The following is a 26844-nucleotide window of genomic DNA, read 5'->3' as shown; positions in this document are numbered from 1 at the left end:
TCCACCACTTTTCCTTCTTAGTAATTTATTTAATCCCTTTAGAATAACCACTGTAAGCTACTTCCGTTTTCTTTCAACCATTGTGATGCATGTTTATACCCAGGATAAAACGTTTCAACTCGTTGCCAAAATGCTTTACTGTGATTCAAATATCGTAAATGTGCTAATTCGTGAACTATTACATAATCTATTATGTAATGAGGCGCGCCAATAAGATTAAGATTAAAGGTCAGCTCACGTTTACTATTACAACTTCCCCACTTACGTTTATAAATACTTATATTTAAATTAGTCGGTAATTTTTCGCCCATTTGCTCACAAAAATAAGCTAGCTGCATTTCTATATAATCAGTTAATTTATCTTTTAAATACGCCTCTAATAATTTTTGATATTTTTGTTGTTGATGCTTAACACGCGCAGATACCGTAATTAATAAACTATTATCTGAACATTTTTTTACTACAGAATCACACCCTTCTTTAAACTGTAGATTAACCACCTCTGAAAAAAGGCGTATCTGACCGCTTTCAAAAGGATATTGTTTAGTATCAACCGTGTTAAGTTGCTTTAGTAACTGTGCCTCGATCCACGTTTTTTTTCATGTAACCATCTTTCAATTTGTTTTTTTGCCACATAATTAGGTGCGTATACAGTCACTTTTTGGTTATGTACTTTAATTGCAACTGTTTTTCGTCGGGCGCTTTTTTTAAGCAAATACTCAAACACAATAACGTCTCATAAATAAATTTTGTTTGCTAAAGCAATAATATCGTATCAATAACGATTTGTAATCCAATGTGCTTTGTAACTGCTCTTTTGCTTTTCCAATGACTTACCACCAATTGAATCCCCCAGCAGTTCACTTCGTATCGGCGAGTTGCATTTACTTTTATTATCGTCTATTTTTAGGGCCGCTTTGATAGGTATAGCCGCACATCATCACCCCTGTATTACCTAAAAACCAAGTATATTCTTGAAATTTCATCCTCAAAAATAAGCATAACCTAATAGTAACGTTCTTATTTTAAGGCATTTGGCCAAATAACAGTTTATTTATTAAATAATTACATTAAAATAAAATAATATAGATTATATTTTAAGCCCTCATGTTATCCGCATTTTTCATTAAAGACCAAGATCCAAGCTTAATTGTCAATGGAGTTTACGATCCTGTTTTAGTATCTATATCTGTCTTAATTGCAATATTTGCTGCTTTTTTTACTACAAAACTCATTGATCTAGCAAAAGAGACTAAATCTCCTCATTACCAGCGTGTAGCCAACATAACAGGAGCTACTGTTTTTTCAGCAGGTATTTGGAGCATGCATTTTATTGGTATGTTGGCTTTTTCGTTATGTACTAACATTAAGTACGATCCAACTATTACATTGTTATCTTTTATTCCTGCATTTTTAGCCTGTCAATATGCAGTCTCGATGTTGGTAAATAGTAATGGTAACCTTAAAGTATTAGCTATCTGCTCTTTATTATTAGGCTCTGGCATAGGTACCATGCATTACAGCGGTATGGCAGCAATGGAGCTTGCTCCATTATTACGTTACGACCCTTTAATGTTTGGGCTCTCAATTGTTGTTGCAGTGGTACTTTCTTTCATTGCTCTTTATTGTCGCTTCAATCTTGAAAAATTATGTCTACATTTAACCGCTTTCCAAAATCGCTTCATTAGCGCTATTATTTTAGGTTCGGCCGTTGCAGGCATGCACTATATGGGTATGGCGGCAACGCGTTTTGTTGCAACCTCGCCGTTACTATACGACGATGTTAATGCTAATGCAGGCCTTATCTTTGTAGCTATAGCTGTTGCCACTGCGACTGTAGCAATAACCAGTGTATTCGCTGTTCTTAATGGCATGGTTAGATACAAGATGTTACTTGCAGAAAAATCCGCTGATGAGTCTCGTTTAAATGCCATTTTAGGCACCGCTATTGATGGCATTGTGACTATTGACCATAAAGGCGCTATTTTGAGCTTTAATAATTCAGCGAGTCAAATTTTTGGTTGGCATGAAAATGAGGTAAAAAACCAGAATATTAAAATGTTAATGGACGACACTATCGCAGAGCATCACGATAGCCATCTTTCAAATGCTAAGGGCATTGATGTAAGCAAGGTTATTGGTGTCAACCGCGAAATATTAGCAAAACATAAAAATGGCCACTTGTTCCCTATTCGCTTAGGTGTAGGGGAAGTTAATCAACCAGATCAAAACCCATTGTATGTTGGTTTCATAACTGATTTAACACAACAGCGAGAGCTTCAACGTAACCTAATTGAAAAAGAACAAAAATATCGTTCTCTAATAAATAACATGCCTGGTGTCGTGTTTAGATGTAGATTTGATACGCATTGGACGATGTTATTTATCAGCCCCAGCATATTAGAACTAACGGGCTACAAATCAGAAGAATTTACTGAGCATTTCATCGGTTTTAATGATCTTGTTTTAAAAGTTGACCAACAACCTATTTTAGATGCCATGAAATTAGCTATTGACGAAAAACGACAATATTCTATTGAATATCGTCTTCGTCATAGAAACGGTAAAATTGTATGGCTTTTGGATCAAGGTAGTTTTGATTTTTCAGACCAGCCAACTCCGCAATGGATAGATGGCGTATTAGTCGATATTACTGAGCGAAAAAAATACGAGGCAGAATTAGAGAAAGCTAAACTCCAAGCAGAAGAAGCCGCATTTGCTAAGCAGTCTTTTATGGCTAATATGAGTCACGAAATACGCACCCCTATGAACTCAATTATTGGTTTTAGTGATTTACTAATGGATACCCCACTTGACCAAGACCAACAAAAGCACCTTATTACTGTTAATAATGCTGCACGCTCTTTGTTACGCTTACTAAATGAAATTCTTGATTCAGCCAAACTAGACCGCGGAAAACTGACTATAGAACCAATCCACTTTAGTTTAAAGCCTGTAATAGATAGCATTATTTCAACTTTTTGGCTTGAAGCCAAAAAGAAAGATCTTTACTTAACACTCGATATCAAAGCATCCGTACATAATGCTTACTACGGTGACCCCGATAGAGTAAGGCAAGTGCTCATCAACCTTATAGGCAATGCCATTAAATTCACTGAGAAAGGCTCTGTCACCGTCACTGTAAGCACAACGCAAAATGAGCATTTATTTTTTGAAGTTCAAGATACAGGTATTGGTATTGCAAAAAATCGTGTACAAGCAGTTTTTCAACCTTTTGAACAAGCCGATGGTACTACTACTCGTCGATTTGGTGGAACAGGTCTTGGTACAACCATAAGCAAGCAACTTGTTGAGCTTATGGGCGGTACAATTAATCTTATAAGTACTGAAGGCAAAGGCACTTGTTTCTACTTTTCTTTACCACTTAAGGTAGGTGATGAAACTAAAGTAGATCATTTTGATGGACTACATACTCAGTTACCAGCGCTTAGAGTATTGGTTGTTGATGATATAGAACAAAATACAGAACTTCTTTCATTGTTACTTTCACGGGATCAACACAGTGTCACCAAAGCTAATAATGGACTTGAAGCGATTAGTATTTTTGAAAAGCAAGATTTTGATGTTATTTTAATGGATATCCATATGCCTGAATGTGATGGGATTGAGGCAACAATTAAAATACGCAAAATTGAAAAACTAAGACAATTAAAATACACACCTATTATCGCTTTAACAGCGAGCGTATTGCAGCAAGATAAACTTACCGCTAAAAAAGCAGGTATGAACGGTTTTGCAAATAAGCCTGTAGATATAAATCAACTAAACCAAGAAATAGCTCAAGTGCTTGGGCTTGGTTTAGCAAAAGAAGCTGCCATGCCACAAACAGACCCTGATGCTAAGCATATCGATTTTGAAAAGGGCTTAGCTTTATGGGGTTCTAAATGCAAACAGTTAACGCAAATCTCCAAATTTATTAATGACAGTGATAAACGATTTTATAGTCTATTAAATGAACCGTTGTCTGATGTAAAAAATCTTGATGGCTTAATTCATACCTTAAAGGGTGTTGCAGGAAATCTAGGCCTTAGTACTTTAATGAAGCTATTAGCCAGTTTAGAACAAGCAACTGATGCCAATATTAATGAGGTTGTAGACGCCGTAAAAATTGAGCTTAGTGTTATAACCCAGTTACTAGCAAGTATTGAGTGTACTGCCTCAGACAGTAACACCACAGAAGATACTAACGCACTATCTATAAATGAAATAAGAGCGCTTTGTGAGCAACTTTATGAAGATGCTAAAAACGCTGAATTAAACGATGAGTTTCTCACTCAATTACAGCGTCGTACTACTTCGCAATTTAAAAATAATATAACTGAAATAGCAGATGCATTTGATGAGTTTGATTTCGATACCGCAGAAGTAAAACTAAGCACCTTACTTGAAAAATTAACACATGAATGAGTATTAATTAATGGATTTTTATGCCGATAGGCCACGTGTATTAATTGTTGACGATGAGCCAGCAAATCTAAAAGTAATGCGAGAAGTGTTAGGTAATCAATATCGAATGTCATTTGCTAAATCAGGTGATGCAGCGCTCGCTTTACTTGAAAAAGATCTTCCGCAACTAATTTTACTCGATATTATGATGCCTGATATGAATGGCTTTGAAGTGTGTCAATTAGTAAAAAGCAATCCAAGAACATCTCATATTCCTATTATTTTTGTGACCGCTTTAGGTGATGAAAGTGATGAATTTAAAGGCTTTGAGCTGGGCGCAGTTGATTATATTACAAAACCAATTAGCCCTGCAATTGTCAGAGCTAGAGTTAAAACACATCTTTCTTTAGTACAAGCTGAGCAGCTAAAGCAAGCACATATTGATTTAGTACAGCGTTTAGGGCGTGCCGCAGAATATAAAGATACCGACACTGGTGAGCATATAGTACGTATGAGTCAATACAGTAAAGTGCTTGCATTAGCATTGGGTATGCCCGAGCATCAGGCAGAATTATTACGCCAAGCAGCTCCTATGCATGATGTAGGTAAAATAGGCATTCCCGATGCTATTTTGTTAAAGCCTGGGCGATTAACAAGTGAAGAATTTACGTATATGAAAGAGCATGCTGTTATAGGTGCGAAAATTCTAGCCAATTCTTCATCTCCTTTGTTGCAACTTGCCCATAAACTCGCGATTGAGCACCACGAAAAATGGGATGGCTCAGGCTATCCTAATGGGATCAAAGGCGAAGAAATATCAATTGAAGGTAGAATTGTTGCCGTTGCTGACGTATTTGATGCTCTGACTTCAAAACGCCCTTATAAAGAGGCATGGAGTGTAGAGAAAACAATCCTGCATATGCAAGATCAAGCCGGAGCTCATTTTGATCCTGCTCTCATTGAGCTTTTTGTAAGTAAATTAGACGATATTCTTGCTATAAAAAATGCAAATCAAGAAAACTAATTTTTTTAGTACTGTGCGACCCAAGTTTAACATCGTTATAAATACTTTTAATAAAGCTATAGTCATGTGACGTAATCTCATGACTGTTATCGCTTTCATCCTTAAAGTACATAGAAAACGTTACACCATGATCTGCTAAAACTACTTTTATATTAAAACCCTCAAGATGATTACGCCATTGAATAAATTGATCCCCTGAGGCCAAAAATGCAATCCCTTTACTACGCCCCTCACCTTCAAAAAGTGCTAAACGAGTTGTTGAACTGATATCTTCAAGTGTTAAAGGCCCTCGTCCGTCCTCATCCCAAAAGGCAAGCTCGGGTACTACACTAAAGCCTAAAACACGCTCATACCACTTAACGGCATCAACCAAGTTATCAACATTTAAATGGCAATGATCAATCCCAGATAATTTAGGTATGCTTGTATTGTTCACGTTACTCACCTATTTCTGACTTTAATTGCTCTAGGAAGTCATGCATATACCTTGTACGTCTATTCGCTTCTGCTTTAGCAGATGGCGTATTCATACTATCGGCAATATGTAATAACTTTATGAAGAAGTGATCAAGCGTGTATGTTTTATCATCAGCCTCGCGTTCAATACAAAATGGGTCTTCTGGGTTATATAATAGCCGAGAAATTGATCCGCCTACTTTCATGCAGCGACTCACCCCAATAGCGCCCAATGCATCCATTCTGTCAGCATCTTGTACTATTTGCGCTTCAACTGTTTTAATTTTTATATTTGCGCTGAAGCTATGTGCTGCAATTGCATGATGAATCTCATCAAAGAGTGATTCATCATAGTTAATAGATTTTAAAAACTTCAATGCTTTATCTGCAGCCATGGTAGAGGCTTTCGCACGATCAGGATGATTTTTAGCCACCGCCACACAGTCGTGCATCCACGCTGCAGGTAATACGACTGACATGTTTGCCTGCTCCGCATTACATAACTGTATTGCAACGCGCACCACGCGCTCTATGTGGGTAATATCGTGAGCGACATCGGCATGCACTAAAGAGCTTATAAATTCTCTACATTGTGAATTAAGTATTTTTAAATCGGGGCTTAAAACGGCGTCAGGCACTATTAGGTTCCAAAAGCTAATGAATGAATGAATTACCCGTACTTTACCGTGGTTTATGCCCCCCTTGCAAAACATTCATTGTATGTTGCTCGCTGCTTGACTAAAATACAGCGCTTATTTATTACTACAGAGAAGCCTTATGTCATCTGCCGTTTACCTACAAGCTGGTCGCGATAAATCATTAAAAAGAAAACACCCTTGGTTATTTTCAAAAGCCATCAAAAAAATTAAAGGTAAACCAGGATTAGGCGACACAGTTACGATTCACGACAGTGAAGGTAAATTTTTAGCAACTGCCGCATACAGCCCTCACTCACAAATTCGTGCGCGTGTTTGGAGCTTTGATGAAAAAGAAGTCATCGATCAACACTTTTTTGAACGCCGTTTACGCCGCTCATTAGAAGCACGTAGCCAAGTAATAGAAGAAGGTGGATTAACAGGGTTTCGATTATGTGCTGCTGAATCAGATTACTTACCCGGTGTTACCATCGATAAGTTTGATAATGTATTAGTGTGTCAGCTACTAAGTGCGGGTGCAGAGCGCCATAAAGGCGAAATTGTTGGCGCGTTGATGTCTATTTTTCCAGGTTCTAGCATATACGAGCGCTCAGATGTAGAAGTACGCACAAAAGAAGGTTTGGAGCCAATTAAAGGTGTTCTTTGGGGTAATGAGCCAACACAACCTGTACTTATTGATGAAAACGGTTTTAAAATTGAAGTCGATATAATTGATGGACATAAAACGGGCTTTTATTTAGACCAGCGCGATAGCCGTGCTGCACTTGAGCGCTTTTCAAAGGGTAAAACGGTACTTAACTGTTTTAGTTATACAGGTACATTTTCGTTGTACGCCCTCCGTGGTGGATGTGAGCATGTTACTAACGTAGATGTATCGCAACCCGCTTTAGATACAGCAAAGCGTAATGTTGAACATAATAACTTAGATTTAAACAAAGTGAGCTTTGTTAAGCAGGATGTATTTAAGTTACTACGCCAATATCGCGACGAAGGCAGGCAGTTTGATACCATTGTTATGGATCCACCAAAGTTTGCAGATAACAAAGCACAGTTAACGGGTGCGTGCCGTGGTTATAAAGATATTAATATGATTGCCATGCAAATACTAAAACCAGGTGGGACACTATTAACGTTTTCATGCTCTGGTTTAATGGAACAAAATTTGTTTCAAAAAGTAGTCGCTGATGCCGCACTTGATGCAGGCAAAGACTTGCTTATAATGGAGCGTTTAAATCAAGCAGCCGACCACCCTATTGCTGGCAGTTACCCTGAAGGCTTTTATTTAAAAGGCTTAATCTGTAAGGTTTTTTAATGTAATCATTCAGGTTAACTAGTTAAACTGAATGATTTCAAGCCCAGCGGTTATAGTGCCATCATCTTCTTTGCTGGCACGTATTACTTTTGCCGTCGCTTTTAAAGGGGCAATACTTGGATGAGTAGACGCTATATCAACAGATAAAATAGTGTTTAGCTCAAGCAAGTCATCTAAATGCAACGACAACCCCGTCGCACTTAAATCAACACATTCTGCCGTATAATTTAAACCCGCTACAGGCTCTATAGTCGTTAAATTTGCAGTGGCATTTACCTGCATACGCCTAAAATTTCGTTTGTCATCTGTGAACATAATACCCTCTAAACAACCGTTTTAATTTCTTCTAATAATGCACCCACTGAAAATGGTTTTACAACATATGCATTGCAACCAGCATCAAACCCCGCTTGCTTTTCAGATGGAGACTCTAGGCCCGATACCATAACAACAGGAATATTTTTTGTCTCAGGGGTATGTTTGAGCATTCTACATGTGTCATAACCATTGAGCCCTGGCATACAAACATCAAGCAAAATTATATCGGGCGGGTTAGCTATTGCAGATGCTAGGCAGCTTTGCCCTGAATCCGCATAGCTAACATCAAACTTCGTGGTAAGTGCTGCCTCGAGCATTTCAAAATTAAAATACTCGTCGTCTACCACTAAAAGTCGCTTTGTTGTATGTTCAATCGATGAGGACATAACTATGTCTCTTCCTTTTCAAAACAAAAATAAATCCTTCTATTAAGGTACTAAGCTTAATAGAAAATGCAAGTTTTATTCTATCTCTTTTATCGCATTAAGTACCCGCTTAGCTGAAATTGGGTAAGGCGTTCCTAGTGTTTGAGCAAATAGCGACACTCTAAGCTCTTGTTGCATCCAAAAAATAGCGGTTACTTCTTGTGGAATAGGCAAGCCTTTAGGTGTTTTATTAACTACTTTTTTGTACTCTTGAGCAACTTTATCCAGCTCTAGTACGCATAACCTATCACGATTTGGATCCACAGGCAGCTTCTCTAAACGTTTTTGAATCGCTTTTAAATAACGAATTAAATCCGTTATTTTATCTGCGCCATGCGCGCTCACAAAGCCTTTAAATATAAGTGACTCAAGCTGTGATTTTATATCGCCATGCGCAGTTATCATGGTTAAATCAACGCGCCCTTTCATTTTTTTATGCAGCGCGTGAGCAATACTTAATACTTGCTCAACCTGCGTTGCAATAGATACAACGGCATCACCGAGCTCACCACGTATTTGCTCTTTTACTGTTTCAAATGCTTTTTCATCGCGAATATCGCCGTGCTTTACTAATAAGCTATCAACACCTGCGGCAATACAGTCATCAATTAAATCAGCTATTTTACCAAACGGATTAAAGTACAAACCCAGTTTTGCTTTATTCGGTAAGTTTTGTTGTAAGTACTTAATTGGCGACGGCACATTTAATAACACTAAACGGCGCAAACCTTGTTGATGCGCTTGCTGCGCTTTTGCTTCGCTATCAAAAAGTTCTACTGCAGCGGCTGATTTTTTATCCACCAGCGCAGGGTATGCTTTTATTTCGTATTGACCTTGTTTTTTAACATATGAAGCTGGCAGCTCACCAAAATCCCATTGTGTTAGGTCTGACTTTTCAATGCCTTTATCGGCAACTTTAGACAGTGTTTCAGTTACTTCACCTTGCAGCTCTGCTTTAAGTTTGGCTAAATCAAGTCCACGAGCAAGTAACTTATCGTGTTCATCACGTACTTCAAACTGCAATCGTAAATGCGGTGCAAGCGCGGTTAAATCCCACGCCTCCACATCAACTCTCACACCTGTCATTCTTAATAAACGCGTAGCTAAAGCATCAATTAAGCTCCCCTGCATTGGCTCAATAGCTGCAAGTACTGCATCAGCATAATTTGGTGCTGGCACAAAATTACGGCGAAGCGATTTAGGCAATGACTTAATAAGCCCACTTATTAGCTCATGTCTAAATGCAGGTATGTGCCAGTCAAAACCACTTTCTTGTACTTGATTCAACAGCGCTACCGGTATTTGTACCGCAACACCATCAACCGCTTGTCCGGGATCAAAATGATAAGCAAGCGGCAATATAATATTGTCTTGCTGCCATGTGTCTGGGTAATCAAACTCAGTGATATTACTTGCGCCGTGTTGCATTAACTCTTCACGAGTCATGTGTAAGTAATGCTTATTTTGTTGTTTTTGTGTTTTATACCATTTTAAAAATGCAGCGCGGTTATTAATTTCTTTGGGTATTTTTTTATCGTAAAACTCAAATAACGTTTGCTCATCAACTAAAATATCACGGCGACGCGACTTATTTTCCAGTACTTGAATATCTTCTATTAGCTCACGGTTAAACGCTAAAAAACTCTCATTTAAGCCCAGCTCTTGCTCAACTAGAGCCGTGCGTACAAAAAGCTCACGGCTCACTTTAGGGTCAATATTGCTATAAACACAGCGGCGTTTATTTACAACGAGTAGTCCGTACAAAGTTTGCTGCTCAAACGCGATTACCGCACCTGGTTTTTTCTCCCAGTGTGGCTCTGTGTAGCTACGTTTTACTAAATGCTGCGCTAATGGTTCTACCCAGTTAATGTCTATTTTTGCATTTGTGCGGGCATATAATTTACTGGTCTCTACCAGCTCCGCTGACATGATCCATTTAGGACTCTTTTTAAATAAACCTGAACCCGGAAAATATGAAACTGACTATTACGTGCACCTTTGTATATTTGCTTCTCATCTTTAAAGCCAATGTGGCTCAGCATTCCGCTCAGTAACGCTTTGTGAACAAGTTCGCTGTCAGCCGCTTGGCTGGTTGCTTTCATGCCCATTTCGTTACACACAGTACTTATTTGATAAACAATATCTTGCCATTCACGCAGGCGCATATAGGCTAGGAAATCTTTTTGACACAGCTTTCTAAACTGGCCGTTAGTCAGCTCGCTTTGCTGCTCTTCTAGGTAATTCCATAAATTTAAAAAGCGATAAAGTCTGAATCAGGGTCATCAAAACGACCGTGTTTTTCATTGGCTGCAGCACGCTTTTCTTGAGGGCGTTCGCGTGGGTCTTGAATAGAAAGCGCCGCCACAATAACAATCACTTCACGCAATGCGCCAAGTTTGTGAGCTGTAAGCACCATTTTAGCTAAACGAGGGTCAACCGGTAATCGGCTGAGCTCTCTACCTGAAGCGGTTAAACTCGTTTTACTATCACGCTTATCTGGTTTTACTGCTTGTAGTTCTTCTAATAACGATAAACCATCACTTATATTACGGCTATCTGGCGCTTGCACAAACGGAAATTGCGCCATATCACCAAGCCCGAGTGCCAGCATTTGCAAAATAACAGACGCAAGATTAGTACGCAGTATTTCAGGGTCGGTAAACTCTGGGCGCGATAAAAAATCATCCTCAGAGTACAAGCGAATACAAATACCCGCTTCAACACGTCCACAACGACCCATACGCTGATTAGCACTTGCTTGCGATATAGGTTCTATTGGCAAACGCTGAACTTTTGTACGATAACTGTAGCGGCTTATACGCGCAGTACCTGGGTCTATTACATAACGGATACCCGGCACGGTTAATGACGTTTCGGCTACGTTAGTCGATAAAATAATATGACGACGAGAATGCGGCGCAAATATACGGTTTTGCTCTGCGTTAGACAAACGCGAGTAAAGTGGCAATACATCGGTGTTTTTTAAATTACGCTTGCTAAGTGCATCTGCGGTATCGCGTATTTCACGCTCACCATTTAAAAATATGAGTATGTCGCCTGGGCCTTCAGCGCACAGCTCATCAACGGCATCAAAAATACCTTGTAGCTGATCGCCCTCCGCTTCCATATCATCTTTATTAATATCGGCCGTTGGGTTGTAACGTACATCAACAGGGAAAGTACGGCCCGATACTTCTATAATGGGCGCATCATCAAAGTGCTTTGAAAAACGCTCAGGATCGATGGTTGCAGACGTAATGATTATTTTTAAATCAGGGCGTTTTGGAAGTAGGTTTTTTAAGTAACCTAAAATAAAGTCGATGTTTAAACTACGCTCATGCGCTTCATCTATAATGATGGTGTCGTATTGATTTAAAAATCGGTCTTGCTGAATCTCTGCTAGTAAAATACCGTCGGTCATAAGTTTAACGTAAGTATTATTAGAAATCTGATCGCTAAAACGAATTTTAAAACCGACTTGCTGACCAAGTTCACACTTCATTTCTTCAGCAATACGATTAGCCACGGTTCGCGCAGCTAATCGGCGTGGTTGCGTGTGGCCAATTAAGCCATCAACACCACGACCAAGCTCTAAACACATTTTAGGTATTTGAGTTGTTTTACCTGAACCCGTTTCACCGGCAATAATAACCACTTGGTTATTTGCAATGGCGTCTTTAATTAATTCCTTTTTTTGACTTACTGGCAATTGCTCAGGGTAAGTTACTTTAGGAAGGCCCGCTAAGCGTTTATCTCGCAGTTCTTGGCTACGGGTTATATCAGCCGCTATTTTTTCAAGCGCGTTGGCATGCTTGTTTTCATCGGTTATTTTTTTTACGCCATGTAAGCGTTTTTTGAAAATGAATTGATCTTTTTTCAAGCACGTTTTTAGCTCGCCAAACAACTGACCTAGGTTTACCACCCGCATACCTTATAAAATTAGTTAAAGAGCCGTAATTGTATCAAATTAAATGGCCGGGGTTAATCCTACAAAATGCATAACAGGTCGTTGTTTGTTATATAAACGCTGCTATTAACCTGAACTCTGGATAATAAATTTATCCCAAGCAGTTTTTTAGCGCTAACAGGTTTGAATTCACTTGTAATAGGCCACAGAGCTCAGGTTAATTAAATTACTTTTACTTATTCGTCATTAAAAATTCCCACATAAGTCGCTTGTGTGTTCGATTTACTCGCGCGATACATACCAGAGGTATTAAACGGTAAGCTAATATTACCCTTGGTATCAATAATGATTACGCCGCCAGTGCCACCAATTGGCTTAAGCACACCGTTTATAACTTCATCTCCAGCTTCAGCTATGGTTTTACCTTGGTACTTAACACGCGCACAAATATCGCTCGCTACGTTATAGCGAATAAAATATTCACCGTGCCCTGTTGCCGATACTGCACACGATTCATTCTCAGCAAATGTTCCTGCACCAATTACCGGCGCGTCACCTACACGGCCATAACGTTTTGCCGTCATACCACCTGTTGATGTACCTGCCGCTAAGTTACCGTTTTTATCAAGCGCCACAGCGCCAACCGTACCCATTTTATAAGAGTTAGGTAATGCTTTGTGCGCGGCTTGGTACTCTTTACTGGTTGCTTTGGCTTTATCTAATTTTTGCTTTGCTTTTAAAAGTGCTTTATAACGAGGCTCGGTATCAAATAAGTTATTTTCGATAAGCTCAACACCTTGCTCTTTAGCAAACTCCTCAGCGCCTTGCCCACTGAGCATTACGTGTACGGAGTTATCCATGACCAAACGCGCTAATTTAATCGGGCTCTCAATATGCTTTACGCCCGCAACAGCGCCTGCCTGCCGGTTTCGACCATCCATTATAGATGCATCAAGCTCATGCCCACCATCGTAAGTATATACCGCACCACGTCCTGCATTAAAATAAGGCGATTGCTCTAATACTGTAATTGCAGCTGTTACCGCATCTAAACTTTCACCGCCTTGGCGCAATACTTTATAGCCGGTCTCTACCGCCTCGGTTAATTTAGCGCGGTACTCTTTTTCTTGAGCGGGTGTAAAGCGTGCTTTTTCGATGGTCCCTGCCCCACCATGAATCGCAATGGCAAAAGGAGTCTCTGCAGCGAATGCGCTATTACTTAAAGCAAAAAGGCTGCTCGCAAAAATTGCTAATAAGGGTGTTTTCATAATAAATTCGTTTATGGGGAAGTTATAAACTAATGTGAATGGTTGCGAGCTTAATTTCAACTAAAGTGAGTTTAATGGCATAAAAAAAGCGCCTTAGGGCGCTTTTTAAAATTTAACGTGTTTGTAATTAAGCTTGTTTAGCTTTTAAACGCGCTAAACGTGCTACTTGATGAGTAGACGTTAAGAAAGAATAAATTGGTGCTAAATAACCACGTTTGCGAAGCTCAAGGAAGTCAGCATCGCTTAACTCGTTTAGCTTTTTCTCATCGATAAGATAAATACCGTTGATGTCTTTTTTCTCGCCTTTAATATCTACTGTTAGCGTCTGCGCAATTAGTAGCTCTTTATCAGCAAGGAATTTAGTGAACGCTTCTGTTACTTGAGAAAACTCAATGAAAGATACAAGCGCTTCTTTACGACGTTTTAGGTAATCTGTCTCTTCGCCGTTTTCAAATAATGCATTACCTTCATCTTCACCAACAAGCGCACTTGCTTCGTCAATTACGATACCGTATTGATCTTGATCTGGGTGTTTAACTAAGCCTAATGGGTAACGAGTAGATGCCATAGGTGCAAATGCTGCAGTCCATTTACCATCTTCTACAAAAAGGTTTTCGCCTGGCTCTAAGCCAAACATAGCAACTGCTTGAAAAGTGCCGGTTTCGTTATTTTTAACGAATGACATTGGAAACTCGTTTGCTACACGTGAAAATTCATGTGCAACTACTGGCACTAAATGTTGAGTTTTCATGAATTCTACATTGATGCCGTTTTGAATTTTAATGTTGGCATGTTTTTCGTTGTGTAAAGGCTGTACTTGTTGCTCCGCCATGTTACTGCTCCGTTTATTTTAATTTATGTGTTTCATTGTTAATACCTTTAGGCTAATGCTTTTGAGCTAAAAAAGGAAGGGAAACTTTTATGACAACGACCATGAAAAAATAAAATTTAACTAAATCTGAACGTTGCTAAAAAACATACAACTTAAACTCATAAGTTTTGTTCAAAAACAACACACTTAATGGTTGATTTTAATACAAGTTAACGTTCTTCATTAACATTGGTTAACAGTTCAAGGTTATTTTTTAAAGTGTTTAGGCTTAAATTTGAGCAAATAAAAAAGGCCGCTTATATAAGCGGCCTTTAAAAGTTAAATTAGCGTCTAAATTAAGGTGCCCAATATACTTCAATATTGATACTTGGGTGATTAAGCACAGCGCGTAGTGGCATGTCATTAACATCGCCTCCCGCTTTTGCTTGCTTATAAACAGCGAGTTTTTCGTCACCGCTAATTAAAAGCTTAACCACTTTAGATTGCGCAATAGCATTTAAAGTCAAGCTCATACGCTCAGTGATACTTCCTGTAACATCACTTTGTATTGCATTAATAGCACACACAAGGTTGTCACTTGTTAAACCATTATCCAAACCTTCGGCATTAGGAAACAACGATGCAGTATGCCCATCAGGGCCCATTCCTAAAATTGTTACATCGAACGGACGCTTTAATTCTCCAAATGCATTTTCGCAGTCACTAGCACCTTGCAGTGCTGTATCAGCATCGTTTTTCATCGTAATAAAATTAGCAGCAGCACCATGGTTTTGTAACAATGTACTTTTAATAAATGCTTCGTTACTTTTTTCATGGTTTGGCTCAACCCAACGCTCATCAACCATTGCAACATCAACATGTTGCCAGTCTAAATCGAGCGTTGATAAATGCTTATAAGCAGGCGCTGGCGACGAACCACCCGATACCATTAATACAGCACGGCCATCATTTTTAATACCATCACGCAGTGATTGCTCAAGTGTTGCAGATAATTCCGCAGTTAACGCATTTTTATCGTCAAAAAACTTTTCAATTATGGTTGCCATTTTATGCCTTATCGCCGGTGTTAAACCACACGTGGTTATTCTCAGCTAGTAATTCATCAGCATCATCCGGTCCCCAACTACCAGCTCGATATAGCGCAGGCTTACCTTTGTCTTGCCAGCGATCAATGATTGGATCAATCCACTTCCACGCTTGACGAACTTCATCACGGTGAATAAATAACGACGGGTTATCAGCAGCGGCATCAAGCATTAAACGCTTATACGCATCTGAGTGAAAACCATTGCTGTAAGCTTGTGAAAGCTCAATATTCATTGTCACTGGTTCAAGTTGCATTTGCAGGTTATCAAGACGCTTAGACATCAGTGTTAATTGAATGGTTTCCTCTGGCTGCAAACGAATAACAAGACGGTTTGGCTCAATATTACCCACATTATCTTCGTAGATATTGTGAGATACTTTTTTGTATTCAACCACAATTTCCGCACAGCGCTTAGCCATACGTTTACCCGTACGAAGATAAAATGGTACACCCGCCCAACGCCAATTATCAATGTGCGCGCGAATAGCAACAAATGTCTCTGTTTTGCTAGAGCCTTCTTTTAGTTCTTCAAGATAACCAGGTACAATTTTCCCATTCATGTCTCCCGGTACGTATTGACCGCGAACTATATTTTCATCAACATCACCCTCAACAAGTGGGCGCAGTGCTTCTAATACTTTTAATTTTTCGTTACGGATACTATTTGCATTAAGTTTATTTGGCGATTCCATTGCAACTAAACATAAAAGTTGTAGCAAATGATTTTGAACCATATCACGAAGTGCACCGGCTTTATCGTAAAAACCAGCACGACTCTCAAGACCAACAGTTTCTGATAAGCTGATCTGGATGTTATCTATTGATTTAGCATCCCACATATTTTCAAACAATGAGTTTGAAAAACGTAGCGCCATTAAGTTTTGTACTGTTTCTTTACCTAGGTAATGGTCAATACGGAAAATTTGCTCTTCATTAAAAAACTCTGCAATTTTTCCATTAATTGCTTCAGCAGATTCGCCGCAATAACCAATTGGCTTTTCAACAACAACGCGTGATGTAGGTGTAATTAAACCTTTAGTCGATAATATTTCACAACATGTGCCATAAACAGCAGGCGGAAGCGATAAATAAAACACGCGAGACTTAGTACTGTCGTGCTCATCTAAAATACCTTTTAGCACATCCCAATTGTCATCTGCTTCAGTTACATTACTTACTACAGGTACTAAAAATGTAGAGAATGCCTTCCAATCTTTAGCGTTAAATTCGCCTTTGCTTAAAAATTCTTGTAATGCTTTATGCGCTGTTTCTACGTATTCACTACGTTTGGCTTCTTCGCGGACTGTTGGTAAGATACGTGAGCCTTCAGGTAAGTTACCTTCTTGATATGCTCTGTACATTGCAGGTAACAACTTGCGTAACGCAAGATCACCACCGCCCCCAAAAATTATAATATCAAAAGGATTAAGCATAGTTACTCTCTACGTTGTGATACCCAGTACATTTTATAAATGCGCGGGTATGCCTATTTATTGCTAGATAGATGGCTCTTATAGCTGTATTTAAATAAAAGCCTGCTGAATTGTTCTTTATCGATGATTTATTATTATTTTTTTCATTACGCTTATTAAATGAGCCTTAGGGGCCCTGTATCTCCTCTCACAAAAATACAGACCCTAAGAACTCCAGCGCTACCCGTTCAAAGGTACTCGGTTTACTTACTTGCGTAAGCGAATTTTTTACTGCGTACGATTTTTTTTGTAGTACGCCATTAAGCCGTTTGTAGAACTATCATGTGCGTGTTTCACACTTTCATCAGTGAGTTCACTCTCAATCTTAGATGCTAAACCTTTGCCCAGCTCGACACCCCACTGATCAAACGAACATATTTCTAAAATAATGCCTTGGCAAAATATCTTATGCTCATACAGTGCGATTAAACGACCCACTGTTTTAGCATCGACCGTATCTAATAACATAGACGTTGTAGGACGATTGCCTTGATGTATTTTATGATTTAATAACTCATCAATCTCTGCTTGCGATTTACCCTTAGCGGTTAAATCAGCAGTAACTTGCGCCGCATCTACACCACTCATCATCGCTTCTGTTTGTGCAAAGAAGTTTGATAATAAAATATCGTGATGTTTATCAATATTCACTTGTGGTTTAACTGATGCAATAAAATCTGCAGGTACAATTACATTACCTTGGTGTAAACACTGATAAAATGCGTGCTGACCGTTAATACCCGTCATGCCCCAAATAATTGGAACCGTAGTATAAGGTACCGTTTCGCCAGCAAAGTTAACATGCTTACCGTTACTCTCCATTTCGCCTTGCTGTAAATACGCAGGCAACATATGCAGCGCTTGGTCGTACGGTAATATAGCTTGCGCTGTGTAGCCTAAAAAGCTCGTATTCCATACACTAAGCAATGCCATAATTAGGGGTATATTTTGCTCAAACGGCGCAGATTTAAAGTGCTCGTCTATTTCAAACGCACCTTCTAAAATCGCTTCAAAGGCGTCATAGCCCAAATATAAAGCAATGGGTAAGCCTATCGCACTCCAAAGTGAAAAACGACCGCCAACCCAATCCCACATAGTGAATACGTTTTCGTCGCTAATGCCAAAGGCTGCAGTTTTTTCTAAATTTGTACTGACTGCAACAAAATGCTTTGCAATTGTACTTTCATCTTTTGTTGTTTGTAAAAACCAATCAACCGCTGTTTTAGCATTTGTCATGGTTTCTGACGTAGTAAATGTTTTTGACGAAATAACAAATAATGTTGTTTCAGGATCAATGACTTTCAATATAGATGAAATCTGTACACCGTCAGCATTAGATACGTAATGAACATTTAACGTATCATCGGCAAGTGCTTTTAATGCCTCAGTTGCCATTTGTGGACCAAGGTTAGAACCGCCAACACCAATACTTACAACATCTTTTACCGCTTTACCGGTATAGCCTAACCATTTGCCGCTGCGCACTTTTTCTACAAACACTTTAATTTTAGCTAATTCGTTATCTACGGCTTGTGTAACATTTTCGCCATCAACGATTAATGGAGTGTGAGCGCGATTACGAAGTGCCGTATGCAGTACTGAGCGATTTTCAGTAAAATTTATTTTTTCTCCGCTAAACATTTTATCGCGCCACGATGCAATATCGGATTCTTTAGCAAGCGACACTAAGTTAGCAAAACCTCGTTATCAATAAGTTGTTTAGAGTAGTCAAATAACACGCCTGGGATCTGAGTCGAAAACTGAGAAAAGCGTGTGTCATCTTGAGCAAATAACGTTTTAAGATGTGTTTTTTTCATCTTTGCAGCATCTTGCGCTAATGCTTGCCAACTTGCTAATTGCGTTCGGTTAGACATGTAAGTACCCTCTAATTCGTTCAATCAATTGATTATAAAATGCTTTTTCTAAAAGCAAGACTCTTGATACCGCGTTTTTATACTTAAAAAAATACTAACAGTATAACTAATAATGTAAAAAAAGTGCTGTTTTTTATAATTTTAGATGCCGATGATAACGCAATTTTTAGCTTTTGACACCGGTATCATAAAAATTTTATAAATTAATTTACCCATAATTTTAAAGGTAAAGGCATAGCTTAATCAATCAAAATGAAATATTCATGAATTTTCATAAGCGCGATAATTACTTTTTATAGTTATTCACTAATTACCAGAGCCTGTTTATCTTGCAAACAAATAAACCTAGAAAACAAAAAATCGGCCCCAAAGCCGATTTTGTATAAATTACAATCTTTATTTAATTACTAAGCGCTAACCCGCCACTTAGGTTATAAACCGTTTTATATCCTAGTTGCATTAAATTACTCGCAGCAATTTTTGAGCGGTTACCACTGCGGCACATTAAAATATACTTATTATCTTTATTTAACTGCCCTTCAAATACCGCATTTGCCATTCTACTAAGCGGTATATTTAATGTTTTTTCATCTAGCGTATTAAATAACTGAGCAACATTATTTGCTCCATGCTCATACGGCTCCCGGGTATCTATTAAATATACATCGCTGGTGTTCAGCATTGCTTTAGCGTCATCAAAATTTAATTGCTGTGTATCAACCTCAGGTAACGCATTTACATAACCACACAATTGCGTGTTATTTATTTGCTTTAAAGCGTCGTACTGCTGCTTTTGCATTACAAATTCATCAACTGAAATACTGCCGCTTACTAACGTATTGAGTAATGGCGTTTGGCTTTGCTGTATAGCCCAGTTCATGGCAAAACATTGTTGGTAGTCGTGCCCTGAGCAAATAATACTGGTGTTATTTAGTTGCTCGCTTATTGCTAAAATAGAGCGTGCCATAGCTTTTGCATCCCCTCCCATAAGGGACGTATTGCCAAGCCCTGCAGGCAGAACTAAATCACCACAAAAACAATAACGTGTTTCGCCATTACTGTTTTTCAATAAATAGCTTACGCTATCTTTGCTGTGCCCAGGTGTAGCAACTTTTTCAAGTACGTCATTTGCTAAGCTAATACGTTCTGCATTTAGTGGCCAACCTAAAGCATCAACCTCACCTTTTACAACTCTTGATGCAAGAACGCTGGTTAGTAAATTAGTCGCTGACTCTCGTTCTTGATGCAGATGAGTATTAAGCACCGCTGAAATAGTTAAGTTTTGTGTGTTGGCTATTTTTTCAAAACGAGGAATAAGCTCAATAATCGGGTCTATTATAACTGCATGTTTATCATCGCTTACATAAAGCCAACTACATGCTCCTTGGTGCCTAAATTGAGTAAGGCCCAGTGCACACACTTCTTGTTGTGGCGTAGTGCTATCAGATACGATTAAACAGTTTGCCTGTAGTATTGCTTTAAGAGCGCGAATACGCACACAAGCATCATCAATATCGTGTTGTGTTGCCGCAGGTCCAAACGATAGCCTAATTGCGTTTTCGCTTTGCCACTTACTTGCACCCATTGCATCTAAAACAAAACTTGTTGATGCGCCTGTACTACAAGCCGAGCCACCACTTACGCGAATGCCTGCAGCGTCAAATAAATCAATCACTTCTTTGCTCGTTAAATCGTTAACAGCAAAGTTAAGTGTGGTAGGCACGCTATAAAAAAAATCATGATTAAATGTAATATCACCAAAGGTGTCTTTTATCGCGCTTTGTAACTGGCTGCGATAAGAGTTGAGTACACCCGTCGATTTAAACGTGTCGTCTGATTTATCAAGCAACATACTAAATAACTTATTTAAACCTGCAATACCGGGTAGATTTTCGGTGCCTGAGCGCATGCCACTTTCTTGACCGCCACCCGCTATAAAAGGAGTGTACGCACTGCCACTTCGAATATATAAAAAACCAATACCTTTAGGTGCATAAAGTTTGTGTCCTGAAAAAGGGGCGTAATCTATTGTTGTATTACTGAGCGCGAGCGCTTGTTTGCCGAGCGCTTGCACGCAATCCACCATCCACGATACATTTTTATTGCGGATACGAATTACCTGCTCAATAGCAAATAGATCTTGATACACACCGGTTTCGTTATTAACGGCCATGGTGCAAATCATCAAAGCGTTATTAATATGCTCGGCTATAAAATCTAGATCTAAAATACCGTTACTATCAACTGGAATAGCAAGCACTTCGGCATTAACATCAAGTACGCTATTCCAGTGCTTAAGTGTATTTGGCACCGCTTTATGCTCAGTTGCGCCATATAACAATACAGGGTTTTTAATAGACTGCTTTTTAGCATTAATTAATGTAGAAACCACCGCAGTTTGAATACCCTCTGTTGCGCCAGAGGTAAATAGAATATCGCCATTAGTTGCACCAATAACCGTGCGTGCCTTTTGACGTGTTTGCTCTAATAGGTGCTTGGCTTGAATACCTGTGATGTGCGGGCTTGAAGGATTACCAAAGCATATTTGCATGGTATGAGAAACAACATCAGTAATACAAGGCAACACAGGGGTCGTTGCGTTTGCATCAAGGTAAACTTGTTTTACTGGCTCATCGTGCAATAAAAACTCAGACATTAAAAAACGCACCTTATTACTAAAAGATATATCTTATTACCAATAGTACATAAATTTACAGGTAATAAGTAATAATCAATTAGCACTAGAGGTGCGTTTACTATGCTTTTTTAAACTAAATGTCTGTTTACTTAACTATTCATTGAGCTCATTACTGATCACTTTACTGATCTCTTCATGCGTTGACGACCATGCTGTTATTAGCGCTTTTACGAGAGATGCCAGAGGGATTGCAAAAAATACCCCCCAAAAACCCCACAAGCCGCCAAAAAATAATACCGCGACAATTATAAACACCGGATTCAAATCAACCGCCTCAGAAAACAGTAAAGGTACAAGTACGTTACCATCTAGCGCCTGAATAATTCCGTAAATAATTAAAATAGTCCAAAACTGTGTTTCTACCCCAAATTGGAACAGCGCAACTGCCGCTACCGGAATAGTGACCAGTGCGGCGCCAATAAATGGAATTAATACTGACAAACCAACAAGTACGCCAAGTAATGCGGCGTAGCGTAAATCTAAAACAGTAAATGCAATAAATGACACACCACCAACAATTAAAATTTCAAACACTTTACCGCGAATGTAATTCATAATTTGTTGGTTCATCTCGTGCCACACTTGCAAAATTAAACGTCGTTGCTGCGGAATTAGCTTGGCTATGCTGCCCGTTAGCTCAAGCTTATCTTTAAGCATAAAAAACACCAGTAACGGCACAAGTACCAAATATATAAGCCATGCGACAACATCTTTTAAAGACGTAAGTGAAAATGATAATACAGCTTGACCAAGCTCAATAATTTTAGCTTCTACCGTTGCAACAATAGCCTGTACTTGTTCAATACTAATCAAACTTGGGTATTGCTCGGGTAAACCAATTAAATAAGATTTCCCCTGCTCTAACATATGCGGTGTTTCTTGCACTAAGTTACTGGTTTGCTTCCAAAGCACTGGCCCAATGACCAAAATAAGGGTGAGCATAATGCTAATAAATATCAACATTACAATAATCGTTGCACTAAAACGCTTTAAACCAACACGCTCTAAATGAACGACTGGCCAATCAAGTAAATAGGCAATAACTAATGCCACAAGTACGGGCACAATTAACGAACCAAAAAAGTAAAGTAAGGCAACAGATGCCAATAATAAAAATAATAAGGTGGACGAATGAGGATCCGAAAACTTCCTTTCGTACCATGTTTTTACATATTCAAACATGTAATGGCTCCACTAATAACAACCCACGTTGTTTATTAAAATTGTAACTATAATCATTTTTTTGTAAAAAACGTTCAATATCGTTCGCATCCGCACTTTTATTTATTACAAAAGTAATGCGCTGCTTTGATAACTGCGCATTTTTAAGCGCAAGTTTAAACTGCACAAATTGCTGAGGACATTTGAACTCATTTAAATCGCGTTCTAACATAACTGCTTTATCCGCATGGTAAGATGAATAATAAGTCGCATATTTACGGTCAGTATATTTATATACTCAAACAGCAGTAACTTTTTCTTAAAACAATTCCTGCAATAGTTTATCCTTATACCACAGTTAGTAGTAAGGGTAAGTTAATGTCTGGTACGCATAATAAAGCGCATCTACCAAGTAATCCAACTCTCAAAGAGATTAATTGGTTTAAAAAACAGATAAATTGGGGCGAACTACCGCCTTTTTATCACCTTGTTGCCTCATCAATAAGCGAATCAGAGGGAATTTTAGATCATGGATTCGATAATGCTGTTAAACAACTTATTGATAAACGTAATTGGAACTTAGACTTATTAGACGGCTTTGAAGATAACTTCGGTGAAATACACACCAAAAATAAGCCACGTATTGCGTTGCACCAAGTGTTCACCGACAGAGGGTTTGAGCTGTGGGCACAGCCTTATGCTAAAGATGTTATTGTTGACCAATACATAAAAGATAATCGCTTTATGGAGTTTAGAGTGTGGGATCCACATTCAATGAAAAACTTGATCAGAATAAACCAATTACATAAGTTTATTGGCTTTTACTTTGACCGAGGTGATAAAGCTGATAAAGCCATTATTTTACATGCACATAAAGTTGTACATAAAATTATTACTTTTTTGCAGCGGGAATTGAACGTTGTAAAGCTTGATGGAGTCACAATAAAAGAACTATATCAATTGTGCGAAAAAGACAGCCGTGCAAGTAGTGACGAAATAGACATTGCTAAAATTGCAATTGGCGAACCAATAAACAAGGAATAAAATGCAGCTAAAATCAGCATTTATAACTTTATGCAGTGCAGCGCTTACGTTTAGCTTATTAGTAAGCGAACCTTTAAAAGCGCAAACTAACTTTACTCTACCCGATTTAGGAACGTCTGCATTACAAGCGCTACCACTTGAAAAAGAACAGGCTATTGGCGAAGTCGTGATGATGCAAATTCGGGGCTCATCACCAGTAATAAACGACCCTGTACTTGATGAATACCTAACGACTATTGGCCGTAAACTTGTCGCTAGTGCTAACGATGTACGCTTCCCGTTTTCGTTTTTTTGGATCAATAACTCAGAAATAAACGCGTTTGCATTTTATGGTGGGCATGTAGGTGTGCATACAGGGTTAATAGCTCAAGCCGATAACGAGAGCCAGTTTGCCTCTGTACTCGGCCACGAGATAGCCCATGTAACACAGCGCCATTTAGCGCGAAGAATACAGCAACAGCAAGACAACAGCGCAATGACCATCGCTGGTATGATTGCAGGTATACTCGCAACAATTGTTGTACCCGACGCTGGCATTGCTATTATATCAGCAAGCCAAACGCAATCTGCATTTAGCCAGCTAACGCATAGCCGCTCCGCAGAGCAAGAAGCTGACCGAATGGGCATGCAAACACTTAATAATGCAGGGTTTGATGCCCGTGCATCGAGTGAATTTTTAACTAAACTTGCAGCACAAATTCGCTATAAATATAAGCCACCCGCATTTTTACTAACACATCCACTACCTGAAAGCCGCGTATCAGATGTACGTTTACGTGCAGAGCAATTTCCTGTGCGTCATATTAATGCGAGCCTTGAATTTAATTTAGCAAAAAGTCGAGTACTTGCCCGCTACGACAATAAGCCAGAAAATGCAGAAGACCTATTTAGAAAATTACTGCGCGAAAATAGCTACAACAATACTGCATTAAAGTACGGCTTAGCTATTAGCTTGCTTGATCAAGACAAACTCGATGAAGCAGCGCCAATATTAGACGAGCTTTTAAAAAACGATCCTAAAAACTTGTTTTACATAGATACCCATACCGATTTACTTATCGCGCAAAAAAAAGCGGATGAAGCCGTTAAATTTTTGGCTAATCTGAATCAATATCGCCCTAACAATCAGGTCATTACACTTAACTACGCCAACGCTGCACTTGAAGCTGAGCAGTATGAACTTGCTGAAAATATTCTAAAGAGCTTTTTACTCGAAAAGCCAGATCATAACTTAGGTAAACAACTTCTTGCCGATGCGTATAAAAAGCAAGATAAACTCGCCGCTTACCACGAAGCTAACGCTGATGTATTAGCGCAATTTGGGGCATACCTAAAAGCTGCTGATGAAATCCAAAAAGCCCTTAATTTCGTAGAACAAACAGAGCTTATAAAGCAACAGCGTTTAAAAGCACTACTTACCCAATATCGACGTTTACAAAAAGAGCTTGCAAGACTTTAAGTCTGCAAGCGCTTGCCCTAAAATAGACGCAATTCACACTTTGGAAGCATTTTATGTCTGTTACTATTTACCACAATCCACGTTGTTCTAAATCGCGCGAAACGTTAGCGTTATTGCAAAGTAAAACTATAGAGCCAAACATTGTAGAGTATTTAAAAACACCACTTACTCACCATCAAATTACAACACTTGTAGATCAACTTGGCTTTTCATCAGTACGTGAATTAATGCGTACAAAAGAAGATGCCTATAAAGAACTCGATTTAAAAAATGAACTCAGCGAATCGGCATTAATAGACGCCATGGTACAAAATCCAAAGTTAATTGAACGCCCTATTGTTGTTAGCAACAATAAAGCAGCCATTGGTCGTCCTCCAGAAAACGTACTAAGCGTTTTATAATGAGTGCAACCATTGTGGTGCTTTACCATTCAAGCCATGGCTCCGTTGAAGCGATGGCACACGAAATAGCCGAGTCGATAGAACAACAAGGTTCTACTGCACTGCTTCGCACTTTTGTGGCTAAAAATGCGCACGATATTGTAATAACCAAAGATGATTTAATAAATTGCGATGGACTTGCATTTGGTACACCTACTCGATTTGGCATGATGGCTTCTCAAGCAAAAGCATTTTGGGAAACTACCAGCGAGTTATGGTTAAAAGGCCAATTAATAGATAAACCAGCCTGTGTATTTTCATCATCAAGCAGTATGCATGGCGGTAATGAAGCAACCTTACTTAACTTATCTCTGCCACTATTGCACCACGGCATGATGCTAATGGGCGTGCCGTACGATGTGCCCGAACTGCTTGCAACACAAACAGGTGGAACGCCATATGGTGCAACGCATGTTGCTGGGAGTAGTAACAGTTCACAGTTAAGCAAAGAAGAAATTAAAATATGCCAAAGCGTTGGTAAACGCCTAACTCACATTGCGAGAAAACTTAAATGAATACAGCTGAAAACCCAGCTAAAAAGTCGATTACAGTAAAATTTCAGCGTGCCGCACTATTTGGCTATGTAGGTTTACTTGTTCTTATTCCACTGTGGATGTATTTTGTGCCACCTTTAGACGGTAATGCAAGCTTAGTGTCTCTATTTGTGCCAATTATTCCGTTACTACTGCCGCTAAGGGGCATAATTAAAGACAGTACATACACTTATGCATGGGCTAACTTTATTGTAATGCTATACTTTATACATGGTTTAACCATGCTTTGGGCAGCACCTGATGAGTTAATTTGGGTATTACTAGAGTTACTGTTTGCCTCCTCAATGTTTGTTGGGTGTACCTACTACGCAAGACATCGCGGACAAGAGCTGGGTTTAAAAATCCGTAAGCTTAAAGAAGACCTAGCCGAAGAAAAAGCAGCAAATGAGTATGGTAAATAAATACCATATCTAACCGATTAGGTTACTCATAACGAGCCAATAATAAAAA

The 26844-nt window shown here is 38.9% G+C and carries 19 protein-coding genes and 3 pseudogenes; 8 read left to right on the top strand and 14 right to left on the bottom strand.

All coding sequences use genetic code 11. The annotated features are described in order from the left end of the window. Positions 1-38 precede the first annotated feature (38 nt). Positions 39-727: pseudogene (locus P20652_RS19180) on the bottom strand (M48 family metallopeptidase). Positions 728-1107: 380 nt separating this feature from the next. On the opposite strand from P20652_RS19180, the gene P20652_RS01435 reads away from it, so the two are divergent. Further along, a complete protein-coding gene (locus tag P20652_RS01435; RefSeq protein ID WP_008172409.1) occupies positions 1108-4428 on the top strand; it encodes an MHYT domain-containing protein in 3321 nt (1106 codons plus the stop codon). Between the two features lie 10 nt (positions 4429-4438). Further along, positions 4439-5431 (top strand): two-component system response regulator, encoded by a 993-nt coding sequence (locus tag P20652_RS01440; RefSeq protein ID WP_008172407.1) that lies wholly within the window; start codon positions 4439-4441, stop codon positions 5429-5431. Here the strand turns inward: P20652_RS01440 and P20652_RS01445 are convergent. Both P20652_RS01445 and P20652_RS01450 read right to left on the bottom strand, forming a co-directional pair. Next, on the bottom strand, positions 5403-5867 hold the full coding sequence (locus P20652_RS01445; RefSeq protein WP_008172405.1) for a VOC family protein: 465 nt from the start codon (positions 5865-5867) through the stop codon (positions 5403-5405). The two genes, P20652_RS01440 and P20652_RS01445, sit on opposite strands and share 29 nt — an antisense overlap. Position 5868: 1 nt before the next feature. Beyond that, positions 5869-6600: an HD domain-containing protein gene (locus P20652_RS01450; protein ID WP_008172403.1), complete on the bottom strand. Its 732-nt coding sequence runs from the start codon at positions 6598-6600 to the stop codon at positions 5869-5871. A gap of 64 nt (positions 6601-6664) precedes the next feature. Here P20652_RS01450 and P20652_RS01455 point away from each other — a divergent pair, with 64 nt between their 5' ends. Next, on the top strand, positions 6665-7855 hold the full coding sequence (locus tag P20652_RS01455) for a class I SAM-dependent methyltransferase (protein WP_008172401.1): 1191 nt from the start codon (positions 6665-6667) through the stop codon (positions 7853-7855). Positions 7856-7873: 18 nt separating this feature from the next. Here the strand turns inward: P20652_RS01455 and P20652_RS01460 are convergent, their stop codons facing one another. The 11 genes and pseudogenes from P20652_RS01460 to P20652_RS01505 form a co-directional block, all read right to left on the bottom strand. Next, complete coding sequence (locus P20652_RS01460) at positions 7874-8170, bottom strand: PilZ domain-containing protein (RefSeq protein WP_033018117.1); 297 nt, start codon at positions 8168-8170, stop codon at positions 7874-7876. An 8-nt stretch (positions 8171-8178) separates the two neighbouring features. Beyond that, a complete protein-coding gene (locus P20652_RS01465; protein WP_008172397.1) occupies positions 8179-8559 on the bottom strand; it encodes a PleD family two-component system response regulator in 381 nt (126 codons plus the stop codon). A 75-nt stretch (positions 8560-8634) separates the two neighbouring features. Beyond that, positions 8635-12520 (bottom strand): annotated as a pseudogene (gene hrpA / locus P20652_RS19175) (ATP-dependent RNA helicase HrpA). A 221-nt stretch (positions 12521-12741) separates the two neighbouring features. Further along, positions 12742-13773, bottom strand: coding sequence for an isoaspartyl peptidase/L-asparaginase family protein (locus P20652_RS01470; protein ID WP_008172390.1), 1032 nt, complete (start codon positions 13771-13773; stop codon positions 12742-12744). Positions 13774-13900: 127 nt separating this feature from the next. After that, positions 13901-14605 carry a SapC family protein gene (locus P20652_RS01475; RefSeq protein ID WP_008172388.1) on the bottom strand — a complete coding sequence of 235 codons (705 nt, stop codon included), beginning with the start codon at positions 14603-14605 and terminating at the stop codon, positions 13901-13903. A gap of 335 nt (positions 14606-14940) precedes the next feature. Next, positions 14941-15651, bottom strand: a complete 711-nt coding sequence (gene pgl, locus P20652_RS01480) for a 6-phosphogluconolactonase (protein ID WP_008172386.1) — start codon at positions 15649-15651, stop codon at positions 14941-14943. 1 nt (position 15652) lies between these two features. Then, positions 15653-17125 (bottom strand): glucose-6-phosphate dehydrogenase, encoded by a 1473-nt coding sequence (zwf, locus tag P20652_RS01485; RefSeq protein ID WP_008172384.1) that lies wholly within the window; start codon positions 17123-17125, stop codon positions 15653-15655. Positions 17126-17392: 267 nt separating this feature from the next. Continuing rightward, positions 17393-19038, bottom strand: a pseudogene (pgi, locus tag P20652_RS01490) (glucose-6-phosphate isomerase). 400 nt (positions 19039-19438) lie between these two features. Continuing rightward, a complete protein-coding gene (locus P20652_RS01495) occupies positions 19439-21694 on the bottom strand; it encodes an aminotransferase class V-fold PLP-dependent enzyme (RefSeq protein ID WP_008172377.1) in 2256 nt (751 codons plus the stop codon). A gap of 135 nt (positions 21695-21829) precedes the next feature. Then, entirely contained in the window at positions 21830-22918 is a 1089-nt protein-coding gene (locus P20652_RS01500; RefSeq protein ID WP_008172375.1) for an AI-2E family transporter, read from the bottom strand. After that, positions 22911-23129, bottom strand: coding sequence for a hypothetical protein (locus P20652_RS01505; protein WP_008172372.1), 219 nt, complete (start codon positions 23127-23129; stop codon positions 22911-22913). Before P20652_RS01505 ends, P20652_RS01500 begins: the two co-directional genes overlap by 8 nt. A gap of 146 nt (positions 23130-23275) precedes the next feature. Between P20652_RS01505 and P20652_RS01510 the strand changes: the two genes are divergently transcribed. The 5 genes from P20652_RS01510 to P20652_RS01530 are packed head-to-tail and all read left to right on the top strand — an operon-like array spanning position 23276 to position 26795. Further along, positions 23276-23941, top strand: coding sequence for a hypothetical protein (locus P20652_RS01510; RefSeq protein ID WP_008172370.1), 666 nt, complete (start codon positions 23276-23278; stop codon positions 23939-23941). Between the two features lies 1 nt (position 23942). After that, complete coding sequence (locus P20652_RS01515; RefSeq protein WP_008172369.1) at positions 23943-25400, top strand: M48 family metalloprotease; 1458 nt, start codon at positions 23943-23945, stop codon at positions 25398-25400. Positions 25401-25453: 53 nt separating this feature from the next. Continuing rightward, entirely contained in the window at positions 25454-25801 is a 348-nt protein-coding gene (gene arsC / locus P20652_RS01520) for an arsenate reductase (glutaredoxin) (RefSeq protein ID WP_008172367.1), read from the top strand. Next, positions 25801-26355, top strand: coding sequence for an NAD(P)H:quinone oxidoreductase (gene wrbA, locus P20652_RS01525; protein WP_008172365.1), 555 nt, complete (start codon positions 25801-25803; stop codon positions 26353-26355). The genes arsC and wrbA overlap by 1 nt, the downstream gene beginning before the upstream one ends. Continuing rightward, complete coding sequence (locus tag P20652_RS01530) at positions 26352-26795, top strand: DUF2069 domain-containing protein (RefSeq protein ID WP_008172362.1); 444 nt, start codon at positions 26352-26354, stop codon at positions 26793-26795. Before wrbA ends, P20652_RS01530 begins: the two co-directional genes overlap by 4 nt. Positions 26796-26844: the final 49 nt, after the last annotated feature.

The sequence above is a fragment of the Pseudoalteromonas sp. BSi20652 genome (assembly GCF_000239855.1).
Taxonomy (GTDB): domain Bacteria; phylum Pseudomonadota; class Gammaproteobacteria; order Enterobacterales; family Alteromonadaceae; genus Pseudoalteromonas.
Note: the sequence above shows the minus strand (reverse complement) of the source record. Positions and strands in the feature narration are given on the sequence as shown.